Genomic DNA, 25,405 nt, shown 5'->3' on the forward strand with positions numbered 1-25,405 from the left:
CCTTTTAAATTACGTATCTTAATCTCTATTATTATTATATTAAAAATCTTATTAAAAGAAAGAACCACCAAAGACTTTATTTAAGTCCTTAGTGGTTTCTTTTATCTTTTCTATGTAAATATGTATTTATTATATTTCTTCAATATTTATAACATCATATCCTGCTTCATCTATAGCATCAATTATTTCTTGATTATTCTTTGAAGTTTCAGCCTTTGCATATTTTCCATCTAAATTTACTTCAATTGAAGTAGCTCCTAATTCTTCTAAAGCTTCTTTTACATGTGCAACACAATGTTGACAACTCATTCCATCTATCATTATTTTTTTCATAATTATCTCTCCTTTTACATATACTCCCCACCCTTGGGGGGTGATTTATTTTTATTATATACCTTTATTTATATTTGTCAATATTTAATATAATATAAAAATAAAATATTACACTAAAATTTTAAAATAAATTTATCTTAGTATTTGATTTTTTTTAAAATTATATTCCTCATCTGAAATCTCACCTTTAGAATATCTTTCATTTAATATCTCTAAAGCCTTATTATTTAAATTATCGCTTTTAGAAAGATTTAACTTATTAGAAAGATTAAATTTATTTTCATTATTGTTATTTCTAAAAATTTTATAAGCAAAATAAACTATAGCACATATAACAATTATAGTGATTAAAAAGCCTAAAAAACCAAAACCAAAGCCTCCTGAACCTCCAAATCCATAACACATAATATCAACTCCTTATTCTCTACTCCCCCGTGGGGTGGTATACATGTATTATATACCTTTATTTTTTAATGTCAATACATACAAAAAGATTATCTTTTTAAAAAGATAATCTTTTTGTATTATATTTAATTCTTTTTTATTCTAAAATAACTTTTTCTTTCTTATCTCCATCTATTATCTTTTTTATTTTATTGAATCTTTTAGCTACACTAACTGTCACTACCATAGTACCACTTACATTTAACATAGTTCTTCCCATATCCAAAATTGGATCTATCGCAATTATAGCACCTACTAAAGGTAAATATTCCCCCATTCCCATACCGCTTATAACAACAGATACTGCTATAGTCGCAGTACCTGGAACTCCTGCAATTCCAAGCGAACTTATAACAACTATTACTAAAAGCATAGCATAAAAGCTAAAGTCCATTGTTATTCCAGCCATGTTTCCTAAAGTGATAGCTATAAGGGTTGGATATATTGCCGCGCATCCATTCATTCCTGCATTAGATCCTAAACTTCCAACAAAGCTTGCTATCCCCTCATCTACTCCTACATTCTTACTTAATGTTTCAATAGTTACTGGAAGAGTACTTAAACTTGACCTTGAAGTAAAAGCTAAAATTAAAGGTTCCATAACATTTTTTAAATATTTTATAGGATTTAACCCGTTTAAAGAGATTATAAATAAATGAATAATAAACATTATAAATATACTCAAATATATAGCGATTATAAAATCAAAAACACTAGCTATTGCAGTTATCCCTTTTTGTGAAATAGTATTAGCCAAAAGAGCAATTACAGCATAAGGCATAAATTTTATAACACTCATTGTTATACTAATTGTTATTTTATAGCTTCCTATAACTACATTTTCTATGCTCTCCATTACTTTTATATCTTTTCTTTTAAGTCTTCTCATAGCAAGACCAATAAAACTAGAAAATATAACAACTCCAACTATATTTCCATCTACCATTGCTTTAAAAGGATTACTAGGAAGCAATTCTCTTAAAGTAGATATAACAGATGTAACCTCTCTTGCTGTTGTATCTGATAAAACACTTTGAGTATTAATACCTAAACTAAATAAATTACCTACAATTATAGCTACAACACTTGCTAATAACGTAGTCAATAATAACATTACTATAGATGTCGTAACGATTTTACTTAATTTATCATCATCTTCCATTCCAATTATTACTTTTATTATTGAGAAAAATATTAATGGCACAGTTATCATCTTTAATAAGTCCATAAATCCATAACCAAATAAACCAAACCATGCAGTTGTTTCATTTATCCAAGTAATTTCTGTCGGATTATTGGGAAATCCTGAAATTAATTGTATAATAAATGCCATAACGAATCCTAACAGTATCGCTAAAAACATCCTTTTTGAAAATTTTATTTTCTTTTTTTCTAACATTCTCATTAAATAAAACAAACCTAATAATATTCCAATAAATAATATTGTTTTTACGTTTGTTATCATAAGAAATTCTGATAAAAATTTATTACTTCCCATTTCGTCCCCCATTATCATATTAAACCTATGATTTTTATATGTTATTATATTACATTTTATATCCATTTATGTCAATATAATTATCATTAATAAATAAAAAATTCTAAGATAAATTTAATTTACCTTAGAATTTTAAAATTATCTTCTATTCTTCTTCAACTAATTCATACATCTCACTAGCCCTATCTACATACATTATCCCATCTAAATGATCTATTTCATGCATAAAACATCTTGCTAAAAGATCTTGAGCTTCGTATATTTTTTTCTCTCCATGTTCATCTAGAGTTTCTATTTTAACTGCAATTGGTCTTTCAACTAACCCTTCATGCATTACATAACTTAAACATCCTTCATAATCTTCATGAACCTCTTTAGAAACTGCTAAAATTTTAGGATTTATAAGAACATATTCATTTTCTCCATCACCAAAATTTATATAAATAACTCTCTTAGTTACTCCTATTTGCGGAGCAGCTAAACCAATTCCATCTACCGTAGCTAATGTATCCTTTAAATCATTTATAATAGATTTTGCCTCTTCTATATTTAAAATAGGATCACATACCTTCCTTAAGCAAGGTGCACCCAATTGAACTATCTCTTTAACTGACATATTAAATTTCTCCTTTTCTTAACCTCTTTAAATATATTAAAGCACAAATTTCATACTTTTTCATCATAAAAAATATTTTAGTTATAATTTAAATAAAAATATTAATATTGAAATTAAACTTAAAAATATACTTAAAACACACAAATATGTAACTGTTTGATTAATACTTAATCCTTTTTCTAAAAGCCTATAATGAACTTGACTTCTATCTGCCTTATATATTGGCTTTTTCCTTTTTATTCTTTTTAATATTACAAATACATTATCAAAAATTGGTATACCTAAAATAAGTATTGGTATTAACATCGAAAGAGCTGTTGTTTGTTTAAAAGCACCTTCTAGCGTAATAATAGCTAAAATAAAGCCTAAAAAATTCGTTCCGGAATCTCCCATAAAAACTTTAGCAGGATATTTATTAAATATTAAAAAACCTAAAGTCATCCCAACTAAAGCTATAGATATTGATGCTGAAACATTTTCTCCTTTAATCAAAGCAATTATAAACATTGAAGTAGCTGAAATTGATACAATTGATCCAGCAAGCCCGTCTATCCCGTCTATCCAATTTATAACTGTTGTTACTCCAAATATCCACATTACTGTAAGTATTAATTGTGAAAATTTATGTAGTATTATGTAATTTCCTGTAAAAGAATTTGCAAAACCTATAAAAACTATTCCTGACTTATATATAAATATAGCTGCTATTATTTGAATAATTAGCCTAGGTGTTATATGAAATTCTAAAGATTTTGTTTTATTATAATCATCTAATAATCCTATTATAAAAACCATAGTCGAGGCTATTAAAATTATTATAGATTCCTTTATATCTGCAAGCTTATTTATGAAAATCAGATAAACGCAAAAAAATGAGATAAACATAGGAACTCCTCCTATTAAAGATATTGGATTATCATGCTTCTTTCTCCCGGTAGGTTTATCTGTAAATCCATATTTATTAGATAGTTTTATTAAAGGCAACATTAAAATACATACTATTAAAAATGAACTTATTAATATAAACAAGTAAGTTAACATAAAATTCACCCTTAAGTTACATATGTTTCTTTAAAGCTATTTTATTTTTCCTTTAGCACAAATAGAAAACATATGATATATATCTGTTTTTTCTCTCTTTTCTTTATACTTACTTATTATGTTTTTTATTTCACTATTTAATACTAAAAATTCTTCTTTTCTTAAATATACTTCATCAAAGTTTAAATTACTGTTGAAATCTTCTTTATCTCTATTTTCTATGGATCTAAATAAGCTTTTATTTCATCTATTATAATTAATTTAATAATTTGTTGTATATTAACTCACCCCTATTAAATAAAACATTATACTATATTTTGTAAAATAATTTAATATATGTTGTTTTTTTGAATTTATTGTGTTTTATATTATTCTTTATTATAAAAAAACAGGTTTAAGGAAGTTATCCCTAAACCTATTTTTTATCCCCTTTGATCTATCATAGATTTAACTTTCATAAGTCTTGTCAAAGCTCCTCTTTCATTTTCATCAAGCTTCATTCTTATATATTTTATAGTTTCTTCTAATTGAGGAATTGTCATATATTCAAGAGCATTAACCCTTCTTCTTGTTTTCTCTATCTCATCTGCCATAAGTTGACCTGATTTTTCAACCTCTGCAAGTTCTAAAAGCTTTGGAAGCACTCTGTAAAGTTTTCCTATAGCATCATCTAATTCTGCTGAGGTATTCATAAATCCATAAGGGTAAATACTTCCCTCATCTCCTTCTAATTCTCTTTTAAAGTTCATTATAGGAACATTAACGCTCATTACATTTTTAGTTCCAACCTCAACCTTTATATTTTCTTTTGGATAAGCTATAGCTTCTTCTAAAAATTCTGAACTCATAACAGCTCTTGCCATAACAAAATCTTTTAAAGAATCTCCAAGTTCTTTTTCAACCTCTGCTCTAATCTTATTATTATATTTAATAAGATTTATAAATTGTCTCATAAGCTCATCTTGTTTATCTTTTAAAAGCTTATGACTTCTTTTAGATGTAACTAATCTTTTCTTTAGCTTTGATAGTTCCATTCTTGTAGGATTTACGTTTAATTTTTGAGCCATATTCTACTCATCATCTCCTGGCATATACTTTTCTAAGTATTCATCTCTAATTCTCTTAAGCTCTGTTTTTGGAAGTATCTTAAGTAGTTTCCATCCAAGCTTTAATGTTTCTTCTATACTTCTATTTGTTGTAAATCCTTGTGAAACATATTCTTTTTCAAAAGCTTCAGCAAATTTAGCATAAGCTTTATCAGCATTTGATAGTGCAGATTCACCTAAAATTGCAGCAAGTTCTTTAGCTTGTTTACCTTGTGCATAAGCTGAGAATAATTGATTCATTGTATCTGCATGATCTTCTCTAGTTTTTCCTTTACCAATTCCCTTATCTTTAAGTCTTGAAAGAGATGGTAGGACATCTATTGGAGGCATAATTCCTTTTTTATAAAGCTCTCTTGAAAGCATTATTTGCCCTTCTGTTATATATCCTGTAAGGTCAGGAATTGGATGAGTTTTATCCTCCTCAGGCATTGTAAGAATTGGAATTTGAGTTATTGAACCTTCTTTTCCGATTATTCTTCCTGCTCTTTCATAAAGTGTTGAAAGGTCAGTATATAAATATCCTGGATATCCCCTTCTTCCAGGAACTTCTTTTCTAGCTGCTGACACTTCTCTTAAAGCTTCTGCATAGTTTGTTATATCTGTCATTATAACTAAAACATGCATTCCCTTTTCATAAGCTAAATATTCAGCTGCAGTAAGCGCCATTCTAGGAGTTGCAATTCTTTCGACCGCTGGGTCTGATGCTAAATTCATAAATAAAACAGATCTGTCAATTGCACCTGTACTATTAAATTCTTCAACGAAAAACTCTGCTTCTTCAAATGTTATACCAATTGCAGCAAATACAACAGCGAATTTTGAATCGGAATTTAAAACTTTAGCTTGTCTTGCTATCTGTGCTGCAAGTTCTGCATGAGGAAGACCTGCTGCTGAGAATACCGGAAGCTTTTGTCCTCTAACTAAAGTATTTAAGTGATCTATTGCAGAAATTCCTGTTTGAATAAATTCTGATGGGAAATTTCTAGCAACTGGATTTATAGCCTCACCATTTATATCAACTCTCTTATCTGGAATTATTTCTGGACCATTATCTTTTGGTCTTCCCATTCCATCAAATACTCTACCTAACATATCTTCAGATACACCAAGTTCCAATGGTTTTCCTAAAAATCTAACCTTTGTATCTTTAAGATTTATTCCAGAAGAACCTTCAAAAAGCTGAACCATAGCTTTATCTCCGTTAACTTCTAAAACCTTACCACGTCTCATTTCACCAGTTTGCATTTCAATTTCAACTAACTCATCGTATTTTACACCTTCCACGCCTTCAACAGCCATTAAAGGTCCTACAACTTCTGTCACTGTTTTATATTCTTTAAGCACTATATAACCCCTCCTTCGTTAATTAATTTATCTATTGATTCTTTTAACTCAACTAATATATCATCCATTTTAACTAATTCTTCTTCAGGAATATATTTACTTCTAGCAATTCTATCTCTAACTTCAAGTTCTAATATTTTATCTAAATAAACACCTGCATCTAATGCTCTTTGTCCCTCATGCATAAATGCAAGTACAAGTTTTAACATTTTATATTGCTTCTTAAGAGATGAATACGTATCAACCTCATGGAAAGCATTTTGTTGTAAATAATCTTCTCTTATAGATTTTGCTACTTCAAGTTTTAATTGATCTCCTTCTGATAATGCATCAATACCAACTAGTCTTACTATTTCTTCAAGTTTTGATTCTTCTTGAAGAAGCGCCATAGCTTCTGTTCTAAGACTTGACCAATCAGAAGATACATTTTCATCCATCCACATTCCCATTTTATCTAAATATAATGAATATGAAGATAACCAGTTTATTGATGGGAAATGTCTCCTATAAGCTAATTGTGCATCTAAGCCCCAAAAAACTTTAACTATTCTTAAAGTTGATTGAGTTACTGGTTCTGATATATCTCCACCCGGAGGAGAAACTGCCCCAATTGCTGTAATTGCCCCTTCTCTCTCCTCTTTTCCTAAAGTTACAACCTTACCTGCTCTTTCATAATATTCTGCAAGTCTTGAACCTAAATATGCTGGATAACCTTCATCTCCTGGCATTTCTTCAAGCCTTCCTGACATTTCTCTAAGTGCCTCTGCCCATCTTGAAGTTGAATCTGCCATTATAGCCACAGAATATCCCATATCTCTAAAATACTCTGCTATTGTAATTCCTGTATATATGGATGCCTCTCTCGCTGCAACTGGCATATTTGAAGTATTAGCTATTAAAACTGTTCTCTTCATTAAACTTTCACCAGTTTTAGGGTCAATAAGTTCTGGGAACTCATTTAAAACGTCAGTCATCTCATTACCACGTTCTCCACATCCAACATAAACAACTATTTCTGTATCTCCCCACTTAGCAACTTGATGTTGAACAACTGTTTTCCCAGCACCAAATGGTCCTGGAACTGCTGCAGCTCCTCCCTTTGCAACTGGGAAGAATGTATCTATTACTCTTTGCCCTGTAGTCATTGGTTCTACTGGGTTTAATTTTCTAGCATATGGTCTACCTTTTCTTACAGGCCACTTTTGCATCATTGTTAATTCTTTCAATCCATCTTCAGTTTCTAAAATACAAACTATCTCTTCTACTGTAAAACTTCCTGATTTTATTTCTTTAACTATTCCTGATACTTTATATGGAACCATTATCTTATGAAGTACAACTGGAGTTTCTTGAACTGTTCCAATTACATCTCCTTCACTTACTTTATCTCCAATTTTAACAACGGGTTTAAAATCCCATTTTTTTCCTCTATTTAAAGATTTAACTTCAACTCCCTTAGTTAAAAACGAACTATTTGCAGCCTTCATAAAAGCGTCAAGAGGTCTTTGTATTCCATCAAACATAGCTTCCATAAGTCCTGGTCCAAGTTCTACTGAAAGAGGCTCTCCAGTTGTTATAACTGGATCTCCAGGTCCTATACCAGATGTTTCTTCATAAACCTGAATTGAAGCCTTATCACCTCTCATTTCAATTATTTCTCCAATAAGCTTCTTTTCCCCAACTTTAACAACATCAAATACATTAGCTTCATCCATAGAATCTGCTACAACTAATGGTCCTGAAACTTTTACAATTCTTCCGGTTTTCAAACTTATCATCCTACTTTCTATAATATATTAACGCCTACAGCTTTTTCAACATTATCCGAAATTCTTTGTTTTCCTATATTTAAACTTCCTTGATTACTTGGAATAAGTATTATTGCAGGAAGGATTTGTTTTGAGTATCTCTCTATTGTTTCTTCAATATCTTTAGCTACATGCTCTGTTACAAAAATAATTGCATAATCTTTATGTGCAAGTTTATCAATGATTTTTTTTGCTTCAGCACTTTCTACAACTGGAAATACCTCTATTCCTAAAGCTTTAAAAGCTAAAATAGAATCTTTATCTCCAACTACAGCAACTTTTTTATACATAACCATCACGCAACCTTTCTCTTATAACTTCCTTGCTAATGTTATTTAGTTTTCCAACCATAATAGTTCTAACCTGTTTAATCTCACTTTCTTTAGCGTACATATAAGCTAAAACTGGCTCTAATCCTTTTGTTATAAGTTTGGCTTCTTTTATAAATTTCATTAAATAATTGTCTATTAGCTTTTCAAATAAACTAACAGAACCTGTATTTATAAAACTTATAACTCCTTCTTTAACAATTGAATTATATTGCCCTAATACGTGATTTGGTATATTTTCTGTATTTTCTAAAAACATTGCTCTATATTTTTTCTCATCAATAGTTCCTCCAGGAACTAAACTATCTAATAAAAAGTTAACATTCTTTTGTTGCTTCTTAACTCTTAAAAGAGTCTTTATATTATTTAAATCTATAATACTATTTATATATTTATCTAAATATTTATCATTTAACTCTTTAGATTTTCTTATATCATTTATGTGAGCGTATAAATATTTATCTGCTATTATATCTATAATTTGAGGATCCTTATTTTCTTCAAACCTATTATTTATCTCCTCAATACATTTTTCTATATGTTTAGGTAAACCTCTTAGAGAATCTCCTAAAATAGCATTTTTTAAAATAGAAGAATCTATCATTCCAACTGGTATTAACATATTGGAAAAATCTTGTTTTAAGATTTTTCCTTTTATTAAAACCTTTATATTATGATAATCATATTTTATTGCCATAACATCAATAAGACCTTTTACAGGAGAAGCCTTATACATAGTTTCATATAACCTAACTAACTCCTTAGATAGAAGTACTTCATATTCTTCTGGTCTTTTTATATCATTCATAAATGCTGCATAATCAGTTTCTTGTAAAACTTTAAGCACATCCTCTGATGTATTTGCATCTATCATTCTTTCTATCTTTGATTTATCAAGAAGTCTTTTTTCATACACTCTAATTCTAGGAATTAATTGGAGAAATTGCATTGAATCCATCTACTTCCTCCCTCCTTAATTAAATAATACCTTAGTTACCTCTAATTCTAATTCACTTCTTAGTGATTTAACTAAAGATTCAAAAGTATTATTTATTTGTATTCCATTTCTATCTAAAATAAACCCTCTATCAAAATTACCATTAGTTAAAATAGAGATTTTACCTTTTTTCCCTAAACTTATTAATTTATTATTTAAATCTAATAAAAATTTATTGTTTATTACATCTTCATCTTTTTTATTTATTATTAAAATTTCTGTTCCTTCTAAATCAAGAGAATCTAAAGCTCTTAAAATATATTCTTTATATTCTAAAGTTGAAAGGCTATTTAGCCTCTCAACTGCTTTTTCAAATACTTTGCTTATCATGTCTTGCTTTGCCTTAAGTTCATTATTTCTAACCTTTAACCTAGCATTTGATATAACTCTATTTTCTCTTGCTTTAGCTTCTATCTTTGCTTTTTCTATTAACTCAACTTCTAAATTTTTAGCCTTTTTAGTTTCCTTTGCTATTATACTATCACTTTCAACTTGTGCAGCATTTAAAATTTCATCTCTTTTTTCTTCTGCATCCTTTATAATTTTAGAAGTTATGTTGTTTAAATTTGACATCAGCTTCCACATCCAATCTTTCTTAGAATAAATTGTTAACTAATAAGAATGATATAACGAATCCTAATAAAGCATAAGTTTCAACCATTGCAGAAAGGATTATACCTTTTGTATTGTGATCTGGGTTTTTAGCTAATATTTGAATACCAGACGCTGCAACCTTACCTTGTGCTATTGCTGATAATAAACCTGTTATAGCAATTGGTAATGCTGCTGCAAATAAATATAAACCTTGTGATAAAGTAGTTGTTGTACTTAAATTATTTAGTATTAAGAAACCTATAACGAATCCATAAAGACCTTGTGTACCTGGTAAAAGTTCCAAAACTAATGCCTTACCAAATTTTTCAGGTTCCTCAGTAACTAAGCCTGCTGCAGCTTCTCCAACTATCCCAACACCCTTTGCTGATCCTATTCCTGATAATCCAACAGCAAGTGCTATTCCTAAAGCTCCAAATATAAATCCACTATAACTAGTAGCATTTGATAAAAAATCCATAATTGTCATTGTATAATTCCCCCTAAATTTTATTAATCTATTAAATTTACATATTTATTTAAAGTTTTAAAAGGTGCAAATTCCTTGCCACCACCATCGTAAAACTTTGAAAAATATTCAACATATTGTAATCTAGCTGTATGAACATATGCACTTAAAAGTGATAATGCTAAATTAAATGTATGTGCTGCTATAAAGGCTACTGCTCCAACTATTATTCCTATAATTCCCCCTGGAAGCATTCCTATAAGAAGATTTAATGCTCCTGCGATAGATCCTCCTGCAAGACCTATTGCCATAAGTCTTGTATAAGAAACTAAATCTCCAATATAACCTGTTATATTATATAAAGAATAAGCACCTTGTCCAAGTTTTGCTCCTACTGACTTTTCAGCTCTACCACCTGTTAAAATTATTATTATTGCAGCTATTATAACTACAATTGTTGCTATGGTTTTAGTAATAGATGGTAAACCTATCATTCCCCCACCTAACATAACACCAAGCCCTATTAAAATCATATACCAAGCACCTACATCATAAAAAGCACCTAATATATCACCTTTTTTAATCATCATATAAGCTTTTATTCCAAGCCCAACGAATATTTGAAAAACACCAAAACCAATTGACATTATAAGAATTGTTGTAACATCTTTTGTTGTACTTATAAATACAGGAAGTGGTATTGCATCATTAAAAAATGCTCCATATACAAAACCAAACAATATACTAGGAATACTTAAATATGCAAAAAACTTTGCAAAATCTGTACTCTTTTGATTATTTTCAAGAAATTTTATAGCAATCAATGAAGCTATTAACATTACTAATCCATACCCTACATCTGCTATCATCATTCCAAAAAATAAAAGATAAAAAGGCATCATTACTGGTGTTGGATCTATATCTCCATATTTCGGAACACTATACATATTAGTTATAGATTCAAAAACTTTAGCTATTTTACCATTTTTAAGTTTTACAGGAACTTTATCATATTCCTCTTCCTTAGCTTCTTCAAATGTTAAATAAAAATCATCATTTATGGCACTTTTTATAACGTCATTAAATTTTTCATTTTTATCTACTGGAATCCAACCTTGCATAACTACAGTTTTTTTAGTTTTTAAAAAATTTTTAGTAACTGTTAATCTTTCTTTTAAATTTCCATAATATTCATATGCCATTTTAAGTTCATTTTCTTCAGTTGTAAGATTTTTTAATTCTTCTCTTATGTTACTTATATTATTATCTAAAGATAAAATTTCTTTTTGAAAATCTTCTAATATAACTTTAGGCATTTTTTCATAATTTGAATTAAAAGCACTAAATCCACATTCCTTTAATTTTTCTAAAAAAACATCTTTTTCATCTTCATGACTTATTGAAAAAATATAAATTTCTTGATTATTTGAACTTATAACTTCAACATTTGTTAGTTTAAACTCATTTTCCAGTCCCAATATTACTTCTTCATATTGTTTTGGAACTGTTCCTAAAAACACACTAACTTTTTTTAAATTTTCAACTTCTTTAAAAGATGCATCAAAGTCTTTCCAAGGAGTTAAAACATCAATTTCCTCTTTTATTGAAGATTTTTTTGTTTCTAAAGCTAAAAGCTTGTCTTCTTTTTCTTTAATTATTTTATAAGAATTTTCCCAAGAACTACTTTTAACTTTATTTTCAAGAGCTTTTAAAGTTAAACTTTCTTTTTGATTTTTTAATGATTGAAGTCCTGATTTTTTTGGTAAGTAAGTTTCAATAAAGTCTAAAGCTGATTTAGCTTTTGATAAATTTTCCTCACACTTTGCAAGATTTGAATCACTTTTTTCCCTTTCTAAGCTTTCAAATTCTTGATTTTTCTCTAGAAAATTTTCATCTTGTAAATTTATAAATTCTACTTGAGAAAAACTTTGAATGCTTTCTATAAGCTTTTCTTTTTGTGATTCAAAAGATAGCAAAGTAAATTTATTCATTTTAACTATTGCCATCTGTATTCACAACCCTCTCAATCACTAATTTAATGGCCTTATCGATTTTATCATCAGATAGATTATAAATATTTTCACATTTTTTTACTCCATCCTTCAATAAAATAGCAGCCTCTTTCTCACCAGATAATACGGCATCATTTATAATTTCAAAAGCTTTCTTTTTACCCTCATCCACAATTTTTTTGTATTCTTCATCTGCTTGTAGCGTAGCTTTAGAAATTATCTCTTTGCTTTGATGATGAGCTTGTTTAATCATCTCTTCAGCTTGCTCTTCGACCTTTTTTATTTCATTTATTGCTTTTAGTGCCAAAGTTTCACCACCTTTATTAAAGAAATAATAATATATATTAATACTTTATATAGTATTAATTAACACTTAATATACTTTAATTATACACAAAACTCAAAAAATTACAATACGTTTTATAGTTTTCATTGAAATTTTTAATATATTTATTTATTTTTTTATATTATTCCATTTTTATCTTTTAAAAATATAGTATATTTTTGATTTTATTGGTTTATTATATATTTTTTATATTACTAATTCAACAATATTTATTTTCTATTTATAAAAAATAATCGGTATAAGTTATTAAATAACTTATACCGATTCACTTGTTCTCTTAAATAAATTTTATATTATTTTCATATCCAAATTCTTCTTCGTTGAATATTAAATAATTATCTGTCCATACAACTTCGCCTTTGTCTAAATAATTTAAAATATCTAAATTAAACTTTTCTATATGAGATTTATTATATGGCGCTTTCTTTTTAAGCTCTAAACGTATATTTCTTTCTTCTTCTTTAGAGATATCTCTTATTAAAAAATCAGGAAGCCATTTTTTCTTATTAAAACAAAGATAATCATACTTTATTATTTCTTTTAACACATTCTCATTTTCTCTATTAAATCTTTCTATATTAAAGTCTAAAAGAACTTTATAATATTCCACATTTCCTAAACTCCTTTTAAAATGCCCTATTTTTTCAAAGTACATTGCCATTTCAAAATAAAATTCAAAAGGGGTTTCATATCCATTTAAGAAAAAACGTAATACATTATTGAATTTCCCTGAATTATAATATTTATCAACAATTTTTTCAACCTTTTTAAGCTCCAACAAATCATTATAAGATAAATCATTATTTTTAAGAATTTCATATGGTGCATAAGGTGAATATACAATTCCCCATTTTTCTGCCTCATCTCTCATCGCAGAACCTTTTAAAAGCTTTAAAAAACCAAGCTGTATTTCATTAGGATTTAACGAATGAACATCATTAAATGATTTCTTAAAAGAATTATAATCCTCTTGTGGAAGCCCTGCAATTAAGTCTAAATGTTGAATAACATTTTTATTTTTTGCTACTTTCAACACTTTTTCTGCTACATTTTCAAAAGTAATTATTCTATTTATATTTTTTAAAACTTTATGATTACTTGTCTGAACGCCTACCTCCAATTGAAACCTATTCTTTGGCGCTTTATTTAAAACCTCTATTTCTTCATCACTTAAAAGATCAGCTGCAACCTCAAAATGAAATCTAGTTTTTGTATCTTGTTTACTTAAAAATTCCCATATTTCTATACTATAATTTTTATTGCAATTAAAAGTTCTATCTACAAATTTAACAAGTTCAACACCCTTATCTATAAAAAACTTAAGTTCTTTTTTTACTCTTTCTACATCTAAGAACCTAACTCCATTCATAACAGAAGACAAGCAATATTTGCATTTAAACGGACATCCTCTTGACGCTTCATAATAAACTATTTTATTATCTAAATCATCATCTTTATCATATGGAAATACTAAATCATTCATATTTAATTCTTTTCTAAATCCATTAAAGAAAATATCATCATTTTTTTTATAATACAATCCTTCTATATCTTTTAGCTCTTTCTCACCTAATTTATACTTAACAAAATCTCTAAATGTAGCCTCACCCTCTCCAACTATAACATAATCGCAAAAACTATCTTTTAAAAATACTTGTGCTTCATAGGAAACTTCTGGTCCTCCATAAAGTATTTCTATGTTTTCATCTATAATTTTTATATGTTCAGCTAACCTTTTTACATACTCCATGTTCCATATGTAACAAGAGAAGGCCACAACATCTGGCTTCTCCTCCATAATTCCTTCTAATATGTTCTCTAATCTATCATTTATCGTAAACTCTTTTATCTTTCCTTGAAAATTTAAATCCTTTGTGTATGCTCTTAAATATCTCACTGCTAGATTGCTGTGGATGTACTTTGAATTTATCCCCGTTAATAGTATCTTCATTATTTATAATTCCTCTCTTTTTAGCCTTAATGTATATTATTTTATCACAAATTCTTCCCTCTTGTATTTCAAAATATTTTTCTAAAGTTTTTTGAAAATTAAAAAAGCCAAATTCAGCTAATGGATTTATATTAGAAAATTTAAACTCCTTTGTTGTGCCATCTGGCATTAACACATTTATATTATCTTTTATAATTTCTTTCACCCTTTTTTCTCTATCCCAAATATATAAATTACCGCCTACCTTTAAATTTTGCCAGATTTCTTTTAATACCATATCACGCTCTCCTTTAGTTGCCAGTTGACTTAATGAAAAAAAAGTAACCCCATTGTCATAAAAATTTTTATATTGGTTACTTAAGTCCTCTGAATAATAATCAACACTTATTTCGTCCTCTTCTCCTTTTAATATATTATATATCACTCCATAATTATCATTGCCAACATCTAATGTATTTCCACCAAATTTCACATCTTTCATATTTATAACCAAGTTACTCATAGTATCCCCCCTTACCGTTAACTTAATTATATAATATTTTTACATTTTTTTCCATAATAAAATTTAAATTTTACGCATTTAAAACTTCTAACATAAATCTAAGCTTTACAGAATAATATTAAATAAACATTATAAGGTGGTGTATTATTTAAATGGTTAAAGATAATTTTTATAAAAACTCCTTTCTTTTAACTTTATCTAATCTTGCTACAGGAGTTTTGGGTTTTATATTTTCTATATATCTTTCAAAAATTTTAGGTCCGGAAGGAATGGGGCTTTATGGGCTTGTTATGCCAATATATAATCTCTTTATTTCTATAATGACTGCTGGAATAGTAGCTGCTATATCTAAAATTACAGCTGTTTACTCTTCCAAAAATAATTATCATGATATTATACAAACTATGAAAGTTGTAGCGATATTTAATTTTATATGGTGCTTATTTATAGGAATTTTAGTGTTTTTTCTATCTCCCACTATAGCCAATTTTTGGATTAAAGATCCTAGAACTGTAAAAGCTATAATGGTTACATGTCCTGCTATGATTTTTATTGCCCTTTCAAATATCCTTAAAGGATTTTTTTATGGAGATTCTAAAATAATTATGCCATCATTTATTGATATTTTAGAAAAATCCTTAAGAGTTTTTATTTTAGCCATCTTAATTTTTATGTTTAAAGTAACAACATTAGAGGGATTGGTTACATTAGCTTATGTATCATTATGTCTTGGTGAGCTTCAAAGCCTTATACTTTTATTTGGATATTTTAAAATTACGATTAGAAAATATCCTAAAAACATAGTAAAAAAAGAGAATAGTCTTCAACTTTTATTTAATGTGCTTATAATATCATTTCCTTTATGCCTAAACGGATTTCTACTTAACATATTTAGCACTATATCAACTATAATGGTTCCAAGACGTCTTATAAGTACAGGACTTAGTTATTCTCAAGCTTTAGCCCTTATTGGCAAATTTGGTGGTATGGCACTTTCTATAATCACCTTTCCCATGATTATAGTAAATTCTATAAATACTTTACTTATTCCTAATTTATCCCAAACTTTAAGCAAAAAAGATTATACTGGAGCCACTTTAAGAATTAAACAGGTATTAAAAATTTCATTTTTAATTGGATTGTTTACAGCTGTACTTTCTCAATGTGTTTCTGACTCCTTAGGCATTATGTTTTTCGGAAGAGATGATTTAGGTAAAATGATACGACTATCAGCACTTATTATGCCACTTGCTTTCGTATCATCTACTATGTATGGTATATTAAATGGATTAGATAAACAAAGCATAATTCTTAGAAATAATATTTTTATATCTATCTTAGAAATAATTTGCTTATTTATATTTACAGGAATACCATCAATAAATATATATGGGTATATACTTACTATGCTTATTTCATCTATCGTATCTTTATCTATAAATATTCATGAAGTATACAAGAATATAAATCTTGAAATATCAATAGGAAAGTTGCTAATATATATATTAATATCTATTTTATCCTGTCTTATTGTTAAAAATTTTATATTAAATTTTTTAACTTTAGATTATAGAATCGAAGTAATTGTTGCATTTGTTATATTTTTTATAATTTTTTCTTTTTTAATTTTTGATAATAAGATAAAAAGAATTCCTAAAAATAAATATGCAAAAAAATAAAACCATGCAGAATTTACATGGTTTTTTTATTTTTATCTTAAACGTCTCTTTAAAAATCCTGGAAGTTTTCTTACAATTTTAGGAGAAATATCTTCTAAATCTCCTCTTCTAAGTCCACCTGTATATACAAGTACACAAAGGTAAACAAAGCTTGCAATGACAACTATTACTATTAAAAGTACAAGACCTATTAATGCATCTAAACTCTCTAGGTTAACAAAAAGACCTAGTCCTTGTTTTATAGCTATAATTAATATGCTCATGCAAATAGAAGCTAAAAGTGGTCTAGCTAAGAGCTTAATTATTGAAATTTTAATTTTTAAACTTTTTTGCATTCTGAAATGATTCAAAATTAAAATAGTTAAAAAGGCTAAAACTCCACCTATTACTGCGCCATATATGTTTATTGCTGGAATAGCTACAAGATACATATCACATAAAAATTTGACTCCCACTCCAATTGCAAGAGCTATAAGTACATAATAAAATTGATTTACACTTTGAAGTATTACATCTTGTATCAAAACTATTCCCATTAAAGGTATTATAGCTGATCCTACCATCATAAGTCCTGAACCATCTGTTTGGGCATATAAATATTTATAAAGATCTGGTGCTAAGATAGCAAGTCCAAAAGCTGCTGGTACTGAAACTATGTATGCCATTCTTAATGCAAAATTTATCTTATCTTTAACTAGCTTTTTGTCCTTTAAAGCAAATCCTCTAGCTATAGTCGGCATAGCCATATATCCTAAAGAGGTTATAAATACCATTGGTACATTGTAAAGGCTTTTATATCTAGTTGATAAGAATCCAAAAAGAATTGTTGCTTCCTTATGGCTAAAACCTGCCACAATAAGCCTATTACTTACAACTAGCATATCTATTATACTCCCTAGATTTTGAAGACCAGTACATAATGTAATTGGTATTGCATATTTTAATAATGTTCTAAATATTTCTTTATTGCTTTGCCTTTCAATATCTGGATTTTGTTTATCTCTTGCTTCTCTTTCGCCACCATAAATATTGTATATGTAAACTAAATAAATTAAAGCAATTAAAGCTCCAACAGATGTACCTATTGTTCCTCCTGCTGCTCCAAAAACTGCTCCAAATCTCATTAAAACATAAGCACATGCAAGACTTAAAACAACATTTATAACCTGTTCTATAACAGTTGTTACAGCCAATGGTTTTGCTTGATTTCTACCTTGAAAATATCCCCTATATGTAACTAATACTGTAGTTATTAGTACTGTAGGTGATAAAAATATCAATGGATAAACAAGATCTGATGATCCACTAATTTCGGCTAAAAAATGAGAACCAAACATTAATGCTAATGTAAATACAGTTCCTATAACAAGAAATATAGTTCTACTCATTTTAAATGTTTTTATAGAGTCCTTATAGTTACCTACAGCTTCAAGTTCTGCTACATGTTTTGATATTGCAACCTGTATCCCTACATTAGTAAGTGCGTATACAAATACAAATATTTCATATGTTTTACCATATATCCCCATACCATAATCACCAATTATTCTTGTAAGTATAGGTACATATATTACAGATAATACTTTAGATACTATACTTGCAATAGATAGTATGGCAAAACCTCTTCCCATTGAATCACGTTTCATCTTAAGTTCTCCTGTCTTTAAATTGTAAATTTAAATACATCCTTTTTTATTCTTTTAAATATAGGTGGAAGGCCCTCAGCTATTGTTTTGTTTTTTAAATAATTAAACTTCTCTGGCACTTCCTTAAAGTTTACTTTATATGCATAAAGAAATTGATAATTTAAACCATATTTATTATCAAAAAATGAATTTAATTCTTTATTTCCATATTTAAAATCTCCTATAATTGGATTTCCTAAAAAAGCTAAATGTGCTCTTAATTGATGACTTCTTCCAGTTATAAGTTCAATTTCCAAAAGTGAGTATGCTCCATTTGTTTGTATAATTTTAACATCCATAGCTATCTTCTTAGTATTTGGCTTCATATCATAAAATACTTTAGATACATTATTTTCTTCATCTTTTGTGATAAATGCTTCGTATCTACCTTCATTTATTTTTCCTTTTACTAAAGCACAATAATATTTTCTAATCTTCCTATCCCTTATAAGTTCATTTAAAATCTTTAAAGATTCAAAATTTTTCCCAAAAAATACAAGCCCTGAAGTATTTCTATCTAATCTATTGCATGGTGCTGGAGTAAATGTAATTTCATTTTCTGGCATATAATCACCTTTTGCATTTAGATATGATAATACATAATCATTTAATGTTAACTGCCCATTTTTCCTATCAGAGTGAACCAAAACTCCTGGCCACTTCTCTACTAATAATATATTTTCATCCTCATATGCTATTTGAAGAGAATTAGCATTTACTTGTTGAAAATTTAACTTTTTCTTTTCTTTTTGTATGTTACTTTGTAAATACTTTATCTCTATTAAATCTCCTTCATTTAAAATATATTTTTCCTTTTGTTTTGCCCCGTTTATTCTTATATCTCCTTTTCTAAGCGCTTTAAATATTGCACTTAAAGGTACATCTTTTAAATATTTTCTTAAAAATTTGTCTAATCTTTGTCCTGCCTCATTAGAACCTATTTCTATTTTCAATATTATCTCACTCCTAAATTTTTTTGAAAAATAATGTTAAATGAATAATTTTATTAAAAATTATTCATTTAACTCACAGTATAGATTATTATTATTTTATCTATTTGTCAAATAATTAAAAGCAATTTCACTTTGAAGTGCAACTCCTAAAGCTAAAGCACTCTCATCTATATCAAAAAGACTATTGTGCGCTGAATGTATTATATTTTTTGCTTCATTTCTAACTCCTAGAAAATAAAAAGCTGACGGTTTTTCAAGAGCAAAATACGCAAAGCTCTCAACCCCAAGCTTTGGTGCTTCTTGCTCTAAAATATTTTCTTCTCCTAAGATAGTCTTAGCACTTTCTCTAACTAAATTAACTGTTTCATTATCATTATAAAGACAAGGATAACTTTCCTTTATGTTAATTTCATAATCACCTCTCATAGCGCTACATATTGATGATACTATCTCTTTTACTCTCTTAACAGCATAAGCCCTATCTTCTAAGGTCATAGTTCTTATAGTTCCACTTAATTTCACTTCATCTGGAATAATATTTTCAGCAGTTCCTCCATTTATAGTAGATACTGTAACTACTGCTGGATTTACAGGTTTTATTTCTCTACTTACTATTGTTTGAAGGGCTAAAACAACATGAGATGAAATAACCACTGGATCTATTGCCATATGAGGATATGCACCATGACCTCCTCTTCCCTTTATTGTTATAAAAAATGGATTTGATGCAGCATTTACAACCCCTTCTTTAACCATTATCTTACCTACATCTAACGTTTCTTCTACATGAAGCCCTACTATTTTATCAACTTTTGGATTTTCTAATACCCCCTCATTAATCATAAGTGGTGCACCACCTGTAGTTTCTTCTGCTGGTTCAAAAAACAATTTAACACATCCACTAAATGAATCCTTGTGTTTATTCAAAATTTTAGCAACGCCTAAAAGAATTGTTGTATGAGCATCATGTCCACAACCATGCATCTTTCCCTTTTCTTTAGATGAATATGAACAAACCTTCTTGTCCACCATAGGCAACCCATCTATATCTGCTCTTAAAGCTATGCACTTTTCTTCTTTATCCTCTTCCTTTTTCATTCCTTTTATAATTGCACAAACTCCTGTCTTAGCTACCTCTAAATAAGGTATATTCTCATTTTTTAAGAAATCTTTTATTATTTTTGATGTTCTATATTCCTCAAACCCCAATTCTGGATGTTCATGAAAGTCTCTTCTCATCTTTACAAGTTCATTATTTATTAATAAAGCCTCATCCTTAAAATTAATTTTCATAATATATCCTCCTAATGCTATTATAATAATATTATATAGAACTTTTTATTATTTATAAAACTAAATATAATATTTATTTTTATATTTAATTCACTTTTTATAAAATTAAACTAAATATAAAAAACTGTATTAAAATAATAAAACTTATTTTAATACAGTAATCTTATAAACTAAGCTAATTTTTTATTTTCTTCTAATTTTCCATATCCTATTATCACACATGCAATAATAAGTGCTGCTATAGATATTGGAAATAACAATTCTCCATATCCTACCTGTAATAGATAACCACCTAAAATACTACCTATTATCTGTGGGATACATAAAAATATATTATTTATCCCCATATATTCTCCAATTTTTTCTTTAGGTGCAACTTCAGGTATTAACGCATAAAATACCACCTGCATTATTACAAATCCAATCCCAAAAAGTATAGCAAATATCCAAAGTGTATAAAGGTTTGATACATTCCACCCTATTATAAAACCTGCTATATATATAATGCATGCTATAAAAAATATGTACTGTTTATTCCATTTATCACACCATATACCTACAAATAATGATAAAATCAATCCTATCACCGTAAATGATGTTAAAGCTAGGCTTATTTCACTACCTGTAAAGTGATTAGCTGTTGCATAATATGGAATCCAAAATGGAGTGATAAGCCCATAAGCTATATAAAAGAAAAATGCAGTCATAAAAACTCTCATTGCTTTTTTATTTTTTATAAAGTCAAAACTCAATTTCGATTTTTGTTTTACGTGTGCATTATCTTCCCTAACAAAAATACATGCAATTAAAACGGGTATCATAACACAACATAAAATTAGTATGAATGGTAATTCTTTATTTATATAAAAAAGATATACCCCTACAAGAAACAATATAGTTCCCCCTAATGAATAAAAAAGTTTCCCAAGTCCATTAACTGTACCTATTTGATTTTTCTTCACCGCTTCTGGCATCCATGAATAATATGAACCTTGTAAAAAATTTAAAGCTCCATATATACCAAATGTTAATAAAAATAATACTATGTAATTAGAAGAAAATCCAAACAAAAGTAAAAATACTGAACCTAAAATTCCTCCGAATAATACCCATGGCTTTCGTTTTCCTATTTTAAAATTACTTCTATCACTTATTACCCCAGATAAATAAGGAAATATCATTCCAGTTACCGGTCCTATTGCACTTATAATGCCTAATTTGAAATCTGATGAAGTAATTGATTTAACTAAAAGTGTCAAAACAGTACTTTTCATATTCCATGATAACCCAAGTCCCAAACTAGGTAAAGCAATTAAAATAGGTGTTAAAATACTCCTATTCATAACTTTATTCATAAAATCTTTCTCCTCTGTATTTTATATATAAAAATAAATATGGTATAGCTACTAAGTATCTACACCATATTTATAATAACTCATTTGAAAATAATTTAAAAGTTAATTAAAATTAACTTTTACTAAACCAATTAAATTTAAATATTATTCCTCTTTATCTCTTTCTCTTTTTTTAAATAAACCCATAAACTTTTTCTCATTTATCTTCTTTATATGCTTCTCTAGCATTATGTTTTGTTCTTCTATTTCAGCAATATTCTCGTTACTTTCCTCTAATTCATCTTCTAAATCTTTTATTCTCTCATCTTTCATTTCTAATTCTTCTAATTGAGATTTAATTTTACTATTTAATCTGATATTTTCTTTTTCAACATCTAATATCTTGTTGTCTTTTATGTTTAACTCACTTTTTATATCTATTATTTCTTTTTCTAATTCTCTTTTTTCATCTCTTAACTTGTTATATTTTTGTACTTCTTCTTGCTTTAAGTCAACTTTATCTCTTTCTAAATTAAATACTTGGTTTTCTAAAATAGTGCTTGTATTAACTGCTTCTATAATTTCTTTGTTTAATATATCAACCTTATTTTTTAATTCTTTAGATTCATCAGTTGCTTTACTACAATAAAACTCTATTCTTTTTTTGTCTTGTCTCATAAATAAAACTTCTCTTTGAAGTTCTGAATACTCCCTTTCCTTATCTACTAACGCCTTCTTACTCTCCATAGCTTCATTAGCTACTAAATTTAACTTTTCCCCTAATCTTTCATATAAAATTTTTAAAGATTCATAATCAGATTTTAATTCTACATAATCTTCTTTAATTTCTCTTAATTTAACATCATATTTACCCTCTGCTATGTCGTTTATTACGTTATCGCTTACTCCTAAAATATTTCCAATATCAGCATTGCTAACTCCTCTGTCTGATAATTCTTTTACTATTTCCATTGTTTTTATGTCTAAAGATTTTTCCGCCATTTTTTATGTCTTTCCTCCATTTTATTTTTCACTTGTATAATTTAACTACTCATAATATTATACTAGTTTATTATAATTATTAAAATACATAATTACCTCTAGAACATAATTTATCCATTAATCTTATTTCATTTCATAAAATCCTTACATAAATAATTCTCAAACAGATAAGTCATCTACAAAAGGTGTAGTATTTTTAGAAATTTTATTAATAAATTTAGGACTATAAATATATAAATTATCTATTGCTCTTGTAATTCCAACATAAAAAATTCTCCTCTCCTCTTCTAAATTATTTGAATTTTTATGAGGAATATAATCATCAACTGCATTTATTAAAAAAACATTTTTAAATTCCATTCCCTTAACCCCATGTATTGTACTTAAAACTACACAATCTTCATCTTTTTGGCTATTTACTTTTAAACTCTCTTCTACACTATATACATGGCTTAAAAAATCTTTAATATTTTCAAACTCTAAAGCTCCATCTTTAAATTCTTCAACTATACTCAAAATTTCTTCCTCATCTTGCTTATACCTATCGCAATAATATTTTATATAATCTTTATAATCCAGGTCGTTTAATATACTAATTATAGCTCTCTCTGGTGTCTTTTTATTTAAAGCCACTATATTTTTTCTAATATTCATAAGATTCTTTACTTGAAATGGATGAATATCACAATTATCAATTAACAAATCAAAAACATCTGCACTTTCTTTACTATTTGAAATTTTTTGAAGATGATTCTTAGATATATATCTAAAAGGTTTATTTGCTATATTAAAAAACGATTCTTTATCACATATATTTATAGAAAGTTTTAAATAACTTAATAAATCTTTACATATAAAATGATTATAAAAGTTATACTCTGAATCTAATACTTTAAATGGTATTTTTGATTTTATAAAACTATCTATAATTGCTCTAGATTCAATATTAGTCCTATAAAGCACTGCATTATCCTTAAAAAAATTCTTATCTTTATTGCTAACAATAATTTTAACAATATTTTTTCCCTGTTCCCTCTCATTTGCAATTCTAAAAAAACTTGTTTTCCCCAAATTTTCTTTATGATTTATAACATCCTTATCATTTCTTTCTTTATTCCTTCTTATAACACTTTTAGATAAATCTACTACACTTTTTGAACTTCTATAATTATATTTTAAATAAATCTTTTTTGCGTCTGCAAATTCTTTATCAAAATTCACCATGTATGTGGGTGATGATCCACGAAAAGAATAGATACACTGATCTTCATCTCCAACACAGAATATATTTGTATTTATAAGCTTTAAAAAATTTATTTGCGTTATATCGCAATCTTGAAATTCATCAACCAAAATATATTTAAATTTCCTTTTATAGTAATTTAATGTATTTTTGTTTTTCTTTAAAATATTATACGTTATATTTTGAAGATCATTAAAATCTAAGAGATTATTTTTCCTTTTATACTTCTCATAAGCTTCATAACATCTATTAAATATATCTTCAGAAGTATTTGAAAAATCTAATTCTATATTAGATTTTTTTAAACATATTAAATTTAACATTTCTTTTACTTTATTATCACTTATATCTTCATTAAAACTTTCAAGTTGTTTCTTTATTATAAAAAATGCAGTATTACTATTTATTATGGATATATTTTTATAAATTCTTACTAAAATTTTATAAAAAAGCCCGTGAAATGTTCCAAAAAACGGTATATTTTCGTCTGAATAATTCTTCTTATATCTATTTTCCATACTTTTAGCAGCAGCCTTAGTAAATGTTATAACTATAATATTTTTGTAATTTATCCCCTCTTTAGAAATACAATGATTAACCTTATTTAAAATAACACTTGTTTTTCCAGACCCTGGAGGTGCAACAACTAAAATACTCTTTCCTTCTTTTTTAACTGCTATTGATTGAAACTTATCTAATTTCATTATCTACTCCTTAATAAACAATTAATTTAATCTTTTTAAAAATAATTATAGACTTATATAGTATAAAATATCCATAATTTTTACAATTTTATTCATTTTTCAAATAATAATTCTAAATATATTGT

Annotated in this window: 23 protein-coding genes; 1 reads left to right on the forward strand and 22 read right to left on the reverse strand. The window is 27.3% G+C overall.

Features of this window, described 5'->3' with window-relative positions; translation table 11 throughout:
- Positions 1 to 129 precede the first annotated feature (129 nt).
- From HH195_RS06225 to HH195_RS06300, 16 genes are all read right to left on the reverse strand, one after another.
- Entirely contained in the window at positions 130 to 336 is a 207-nt protein-coding gene (locus tag HH195_RS06225; protein WP_196371909.1) for a heavy-metal-associated domain-containing protein, read from the reverse strand.
- A gap of 129 nt (positions 337 to 465) precedes the next feature.
- Positions 466 to 738 (reverse strand): SHOCT domain-containing protein, encoded by a 273-nt coding sequence (locus HH195_RS06230; protein ID WP_055257060.1) that lies wholly within the window; start codon positions 736 to 738, stop codon positions 466 to 468.
- A gap of 136 nt (positions 739 to 874) precedes the next feature.
- Positions 875 to 2,275, reverse strand: coding sequence for a cation:dicarboxylate symporter family transporter (locus tag HH195_RS06235; RefSeq protein WP_243278487.1), 1,401 nt, complete (start codon positions 2,273 to 2,275; stop codon positions 875 to 877).
- 145 nt (positions 2,276 to 2,420) lie between these two features.
- A complete protein-coding gene (gene def, locus HH195_RS06240; RefSeq protein WP_058991850.1) occupies positions 2,421 to 2,891 on the reverse strand; it encodes a peptide deformylase in 471 nt (156 codons plus the stop codon).
- An 81-nt stretch (positions 2,892 to 2,972) separates the two neighbouring features.
- Positions 2,973 to 3,932, reverse strand: a complete 960-nt coding sequence (locus HH195_RS06245; RefSeq protein WP_196370254.1) for an MraY family glycosyltransferase — start codon at positions 3,930 to 3,932, stop codon at positions 2,973 to 2,975.
- Positions 3,933 to 4,354: 422 nt separating this feature from the next.
- Complete coding sequence (locus HH195_RS06250; protein WP_055257064.1) at positions 4,355 to 4,999, reverse strand: V-type ATP synthase subunit D; 645 nt, start codon at positions 4,997 to 4,999, stop codon at positions 4,355 to 4,357.
- Between the two features lie 3 nt (positions 5,000 to 5,002).
- The gene (locus tag HH195_RS06255) at positions 5,003 to 6,382 is read right to left on the reverse strand and encodes a V-type ATP synthase subunit B (RefSeq protein WP_055257065.1); all 1,380 of its coding nucleotides are present in this window, start codon (positions 6,380 to 6,382) and stop codon (positions 5,003 to 5,005) included.
- A complete protein-coding gene (locus HH195_RS06260) occupies positions 6,382 to 8,151 on the reverse strand; it encodes a V-type ATP synthase subunit A (RefSeq protein WP_196371911.1) in 1,770 nt (589 codons plus the stop codon). The genes HH195_RS06255 and HH195_RS06260 overlap by 1 nt, the downstream gene beginning before the upstream one ends.
- Positions 8,152 to 8,168: 17 nt before the next feature.
- Positions 8,169 to 8,486 carry a V-type ATP synthase subunit F gene (locus HH195_RS06265; RefSeq protein WP_196371912.1) on the reverse strand — a complete coding sequence of 106 codons (318 nt, stop codon included), beginning with the start codon at positions 8,484 to 8,486 and terminating at the stop codon, positions 8,169 to 8,171.
- The gene (locus tag HH195_RS06270; protein ID WP_196370256.1) at positions 8,473 to 9,477 is read right to left on the reverse strand and encodes a V-type ATP synthase subunit C; all 1,005 of its coding nucleotides are present in this window, start codon (positions 9,475 to 9,477) and stop codon (positions 8,473 to 8,475) included. Before HH195_RS06270 ends, HH195_RS06265 begins: the two co-directional genes overlap by 14 nt.
- 15 nt (positions 9,478 to 9,492) lie before the next feature.
- Positions 9,493 to 10,089, reverse strand: coding sequence for a V-type ATP synthase subunit E (locus tag HH195_RS06275; RefSeq protein WP_055257068.1), 597 nt, complete (start codon positions 10,087 to 10,089; stop codon positions 9,493 to 9,495).
- 22 nt (positions 10,090 to 10,111) lie between these two features.
- The gene (locus tag HH195_RS06280) at positions 10,112 to 10,597 is read right to left on the reverse strand and encodes a V-type ATP synthase subunit K (protein WP_055257069.1); all 486 of its coding nucleotides are present in this window, start codon (positions 10,595 to 10,597) and stop codon (positions 10,112 to 10,114) included.
- 23 nt (positions 10,598 to 10,620) lie between these two features.
- Positions 10,621 to 12,567 (reverse strand): V-type ATP synthase subunit I, encoded by a 1,947-nt coding sequence (locus tag HH195_RS06285; RefSeq protein ID WP_243278488.1) that lies wholly within the window; start codon positions 12,565 to 12,567, stop codon positions 10,621 to 10,623.
- A 1-nt stretch (position 12,568) separates the two neighbouring features.
- A complete protein-coding gene (locus tag HH195_RS06290) occupies positions 12,569 to 12,895 on the reverse strand; it encodes a hypothetical protein (RefSeq protein WP_055257071.1) in 327 nt (108 codons plus the stop codon).
- A 316-nt stretch (positions 12,896 to 13,211) separates the two neighbouring features.
- The gene (locus HH195_RS06295; RefSeq protein ID WP_243278490.1) at positions 13,212 to 14,831 is read right to left on the reverse strand and encodes a B12-binding domain-containing radical SAM protein; all 1,620 of its coding nucleotides are present in this window, start codon (positions 14,829 to 14,831) and stop codon (positions 13,212 to 13,214) included.
- Entirely contained in the window at positions 14,761 to 15,387 is a 627-nt protein-coding gene (locus HH195_RS06300) for a hypothetical protein (protein ID WP_235804548.1), read from the reverse strand. Before HH195_RS06300 ends, HH195_RS06295 begins: the two co-directional genes overlap by 71 nt.
- 152 nt (positions 15,388 to 15,539) lie before the next feature.
- Here HH195_RS06300 and spoVB point away from each other — a divergent pair, with 152 nt between their 5' ends.
- On the forward strand, positions 15,540 to 17,066 hold the full coding sequence (spoVB, locus tag HH195_RS06305; protein ID WP_058991861.1) for a stage V sporulation protein B: 1,527 nt from the start codon (positions 15,540 to 15,542) through the stop codon (positions 17,064 to 17,066).
- A gap of 32 nt (positions 17,067 to 17,098) precedes the next feature.
- On the opposite strand, the gene HH195_RS06310 is transcribed toward spoVB, so the two are convergent.
- From HH195_RS06310 to HH195_RS06335, 6 genes are all read right to left on the reverse strand, one after another.
- Positions 17,099 to 18,712 (reverse strand): putative polysaccharide biosynthesis protein, encoded by a 1,614-nt coding sequence (locus tag HH195_RS06310; protein WP_196370262.1) that lies wholly within the window; start codon positions 18,710 to 18,712, stop codon positions 17,099 to 17,101.
- A gap of 17 nt (positions 18,713 to 18,729) precedes the next feature.
- Complete coding sequence (locus tag HH195_RS06315; RefSeq protein WP_055257075.1) at positions 18,730 to 19,704, reverse strand: RluA family pseudouridine synthase; 975 nt, start codon at positions 19,702 to 19,704, stop codon at positions 18,730 to 18,732.
- Positions 19,705 to 19,800: 96 nt separating this feature from the next.
- The gene (locus HH195_RS06320) at positions 19,801 to 20,997 is read right to left on the reverse strand and encodes a M20 metallopeptidase family protein (protein ID WP_055257076.1); all 1,197 of its coding nucleotides are present in this window, start codon (positions 20,995 to 20,997) and stop codon (positions 19,801 to 19,803) included.
- A 170-nt stretch (positions 20,998 to 21,167) separates the two neighbouring features.
- Positions 21,168 to 22,352 (reverse strand): MFS transporter, encoded by a 1,185-nt coding sequence (locus tag HH195_RS06325; protein WP_196370264.1) that lies wholly within the window; start codon positions 22,350 to 22,352, stop codon positions 21,168 to 21,170.
- A gap of 144 nt (positions 22,353 to 22,496) precedes the next feature.
- Positions 22,497 to 23,333 carry a hypothetical protein gene (locus tag HH195_RS06330; protein WP_196370266.1) on the reverse strand — a complete coding sequence of 279 codons (837 nt, stop codon included), beginning with the start codon at positions 23,331 to 23,333 and terminating at the stop codon, positions 22,497 to 22,499.
- 159 nt (positions 23,334 to 23,492) lie between these two features.
- Entirely contained in the window at positions 23,493 to 25,280 is a 1,788-nt protein-coding gene (locus HH195_RS06335; protein ID WP_196370268.1) for an ATP-dependent helicase, read from the reverse strand.
- Between the last annotated feature and the right edge of the window lie 125 nt (positions 25,281 to 25,405).

It is taken from the genome of Candidatus Sarcina troglodytae, assembly GCF_015708635.1.
GTDB classification, from domain to species: domain Bacteria; phylum Bacillota; class Clostridia; order Clostridiales; family Clostridiaceae; genus Sarcina; species Sarcina ventriculi.

Bases quoted from the DNA above. Each gene is read 5' to 3' on its own strand.
- HH195_RS06230 (WP_055257060.1), bottom strand. From the start codon at position 738: ATGTGTTATGGATTTGGAGGTTCAGGAGGCTTTGGTTTTGGTTTTTTA.
- HH195_RS06235 (WP_243278487.1), bottom strand. From the start codon at position 2,275: ATGGGAAGTAATAAATTTTTATCAGAATTTCTTATGATAACAAACGTA.
- def (WP_058991850.1), bottom strand. From the start codon at position 2,891: ATGTCAGTTAAAGAGATAGTTCAATTGGGTGCACCTTGCTTAAGGAAG.
- HH195_RS06245 (WP_196370254.1), bottom strand. From the start codon at position 3,932: ATGTTAACTTACTTGTTTATATTAATAAGTTCATTTTTAATAGTATGT.
- HH195_RS06250 (WP_055257064.1), bottom strand. From the start codon at position 4,999: ATGGCTCAAAAATTAAACGTAAATCCTACAAGAATGGAACTATCAAAG.
- HH195_RS06265 (WP_196371912.1), bottom strand. From the start codon at position 8,486: ATGGTTATGTATAAAAAAGTTGCTGTAGTTGGAGATAAAGATTCTATT.
- HH195_RS06270 (WP_196370256.1), bottom strand. From the start codon at position 9,477: ATGGATTCAATGCAATTTCTCCAATTAATTCCTAGAATTAGAGTGTAT.
- HH195_RS06275 (WP_055257068.1), bottom strand. From the start codon at position 10,089: ATGTCAAATTTAAACAACATAACTTCTAAAATTATAAAGGATGCAGAA.
- HH195_RS06280 (WP_055257069.1), bottom strand. From the start codon at position 10,597: ATGACAATTATGGATTTTTTATCAAATGCTACTAGTTATAGTGGATTT.
- HH195_RS06285 (WP_243278488.1), bottom strand. From the start codon at position 12,567: ATGAATAAATTTACTTTGCTATCTTTTGAATCACAAAAAGAAAAGCTT.
- HH195_RS06300 (WP_235804548.1), bottom strand. From the start codon at position 15,387: ATGAGTAACTTGGTTATAAATATGAAAGATGTGAAATTTGGTGGAAAT.
- spoVB (WP_058991861.1), top strand. From the start codon at position 15,540: ATGGTTAAAGATAATTTTTATAAAAACTCCTTTCTTTTAACTTTATCT.
- HH195_RS06310 (WP_196370262.1), bottom strand. From the start codon at position 18,712: ATGAAACGTGATTCAATGGGAAGAGGTTTTGCCATACTATCTATTGCA.
- HH195_RS06320 (WP_055257076.1), bottom strand. From the start codon at position 20,997: ATGAAAATTAATTTTAAGGATGAGGCTTTATTAATAAATAATGAACTT.
- HH195_RS06325 (WP_196370264.1), bottom strand. From the start codon at position 22,352: ATGAATAAAGTTATGAATAGGAGTATTTTAACACCTATTTTAATTGCT.
- HH195_RS06330 (WP_196370266.1), bottom strand. From the start codon at position 23,333: ATGGCGGAAAAATCTTTAGACATAAAAACAATGGAAATAGTAAAAGAA.
- HH195_RS06335 (WP_196370268.1), bottom strand. From the start codon at position 25,280: ATGAAATTAGATAAGTTTCAATCAATAGCAGTTAAAAAAGAAGGAAAG.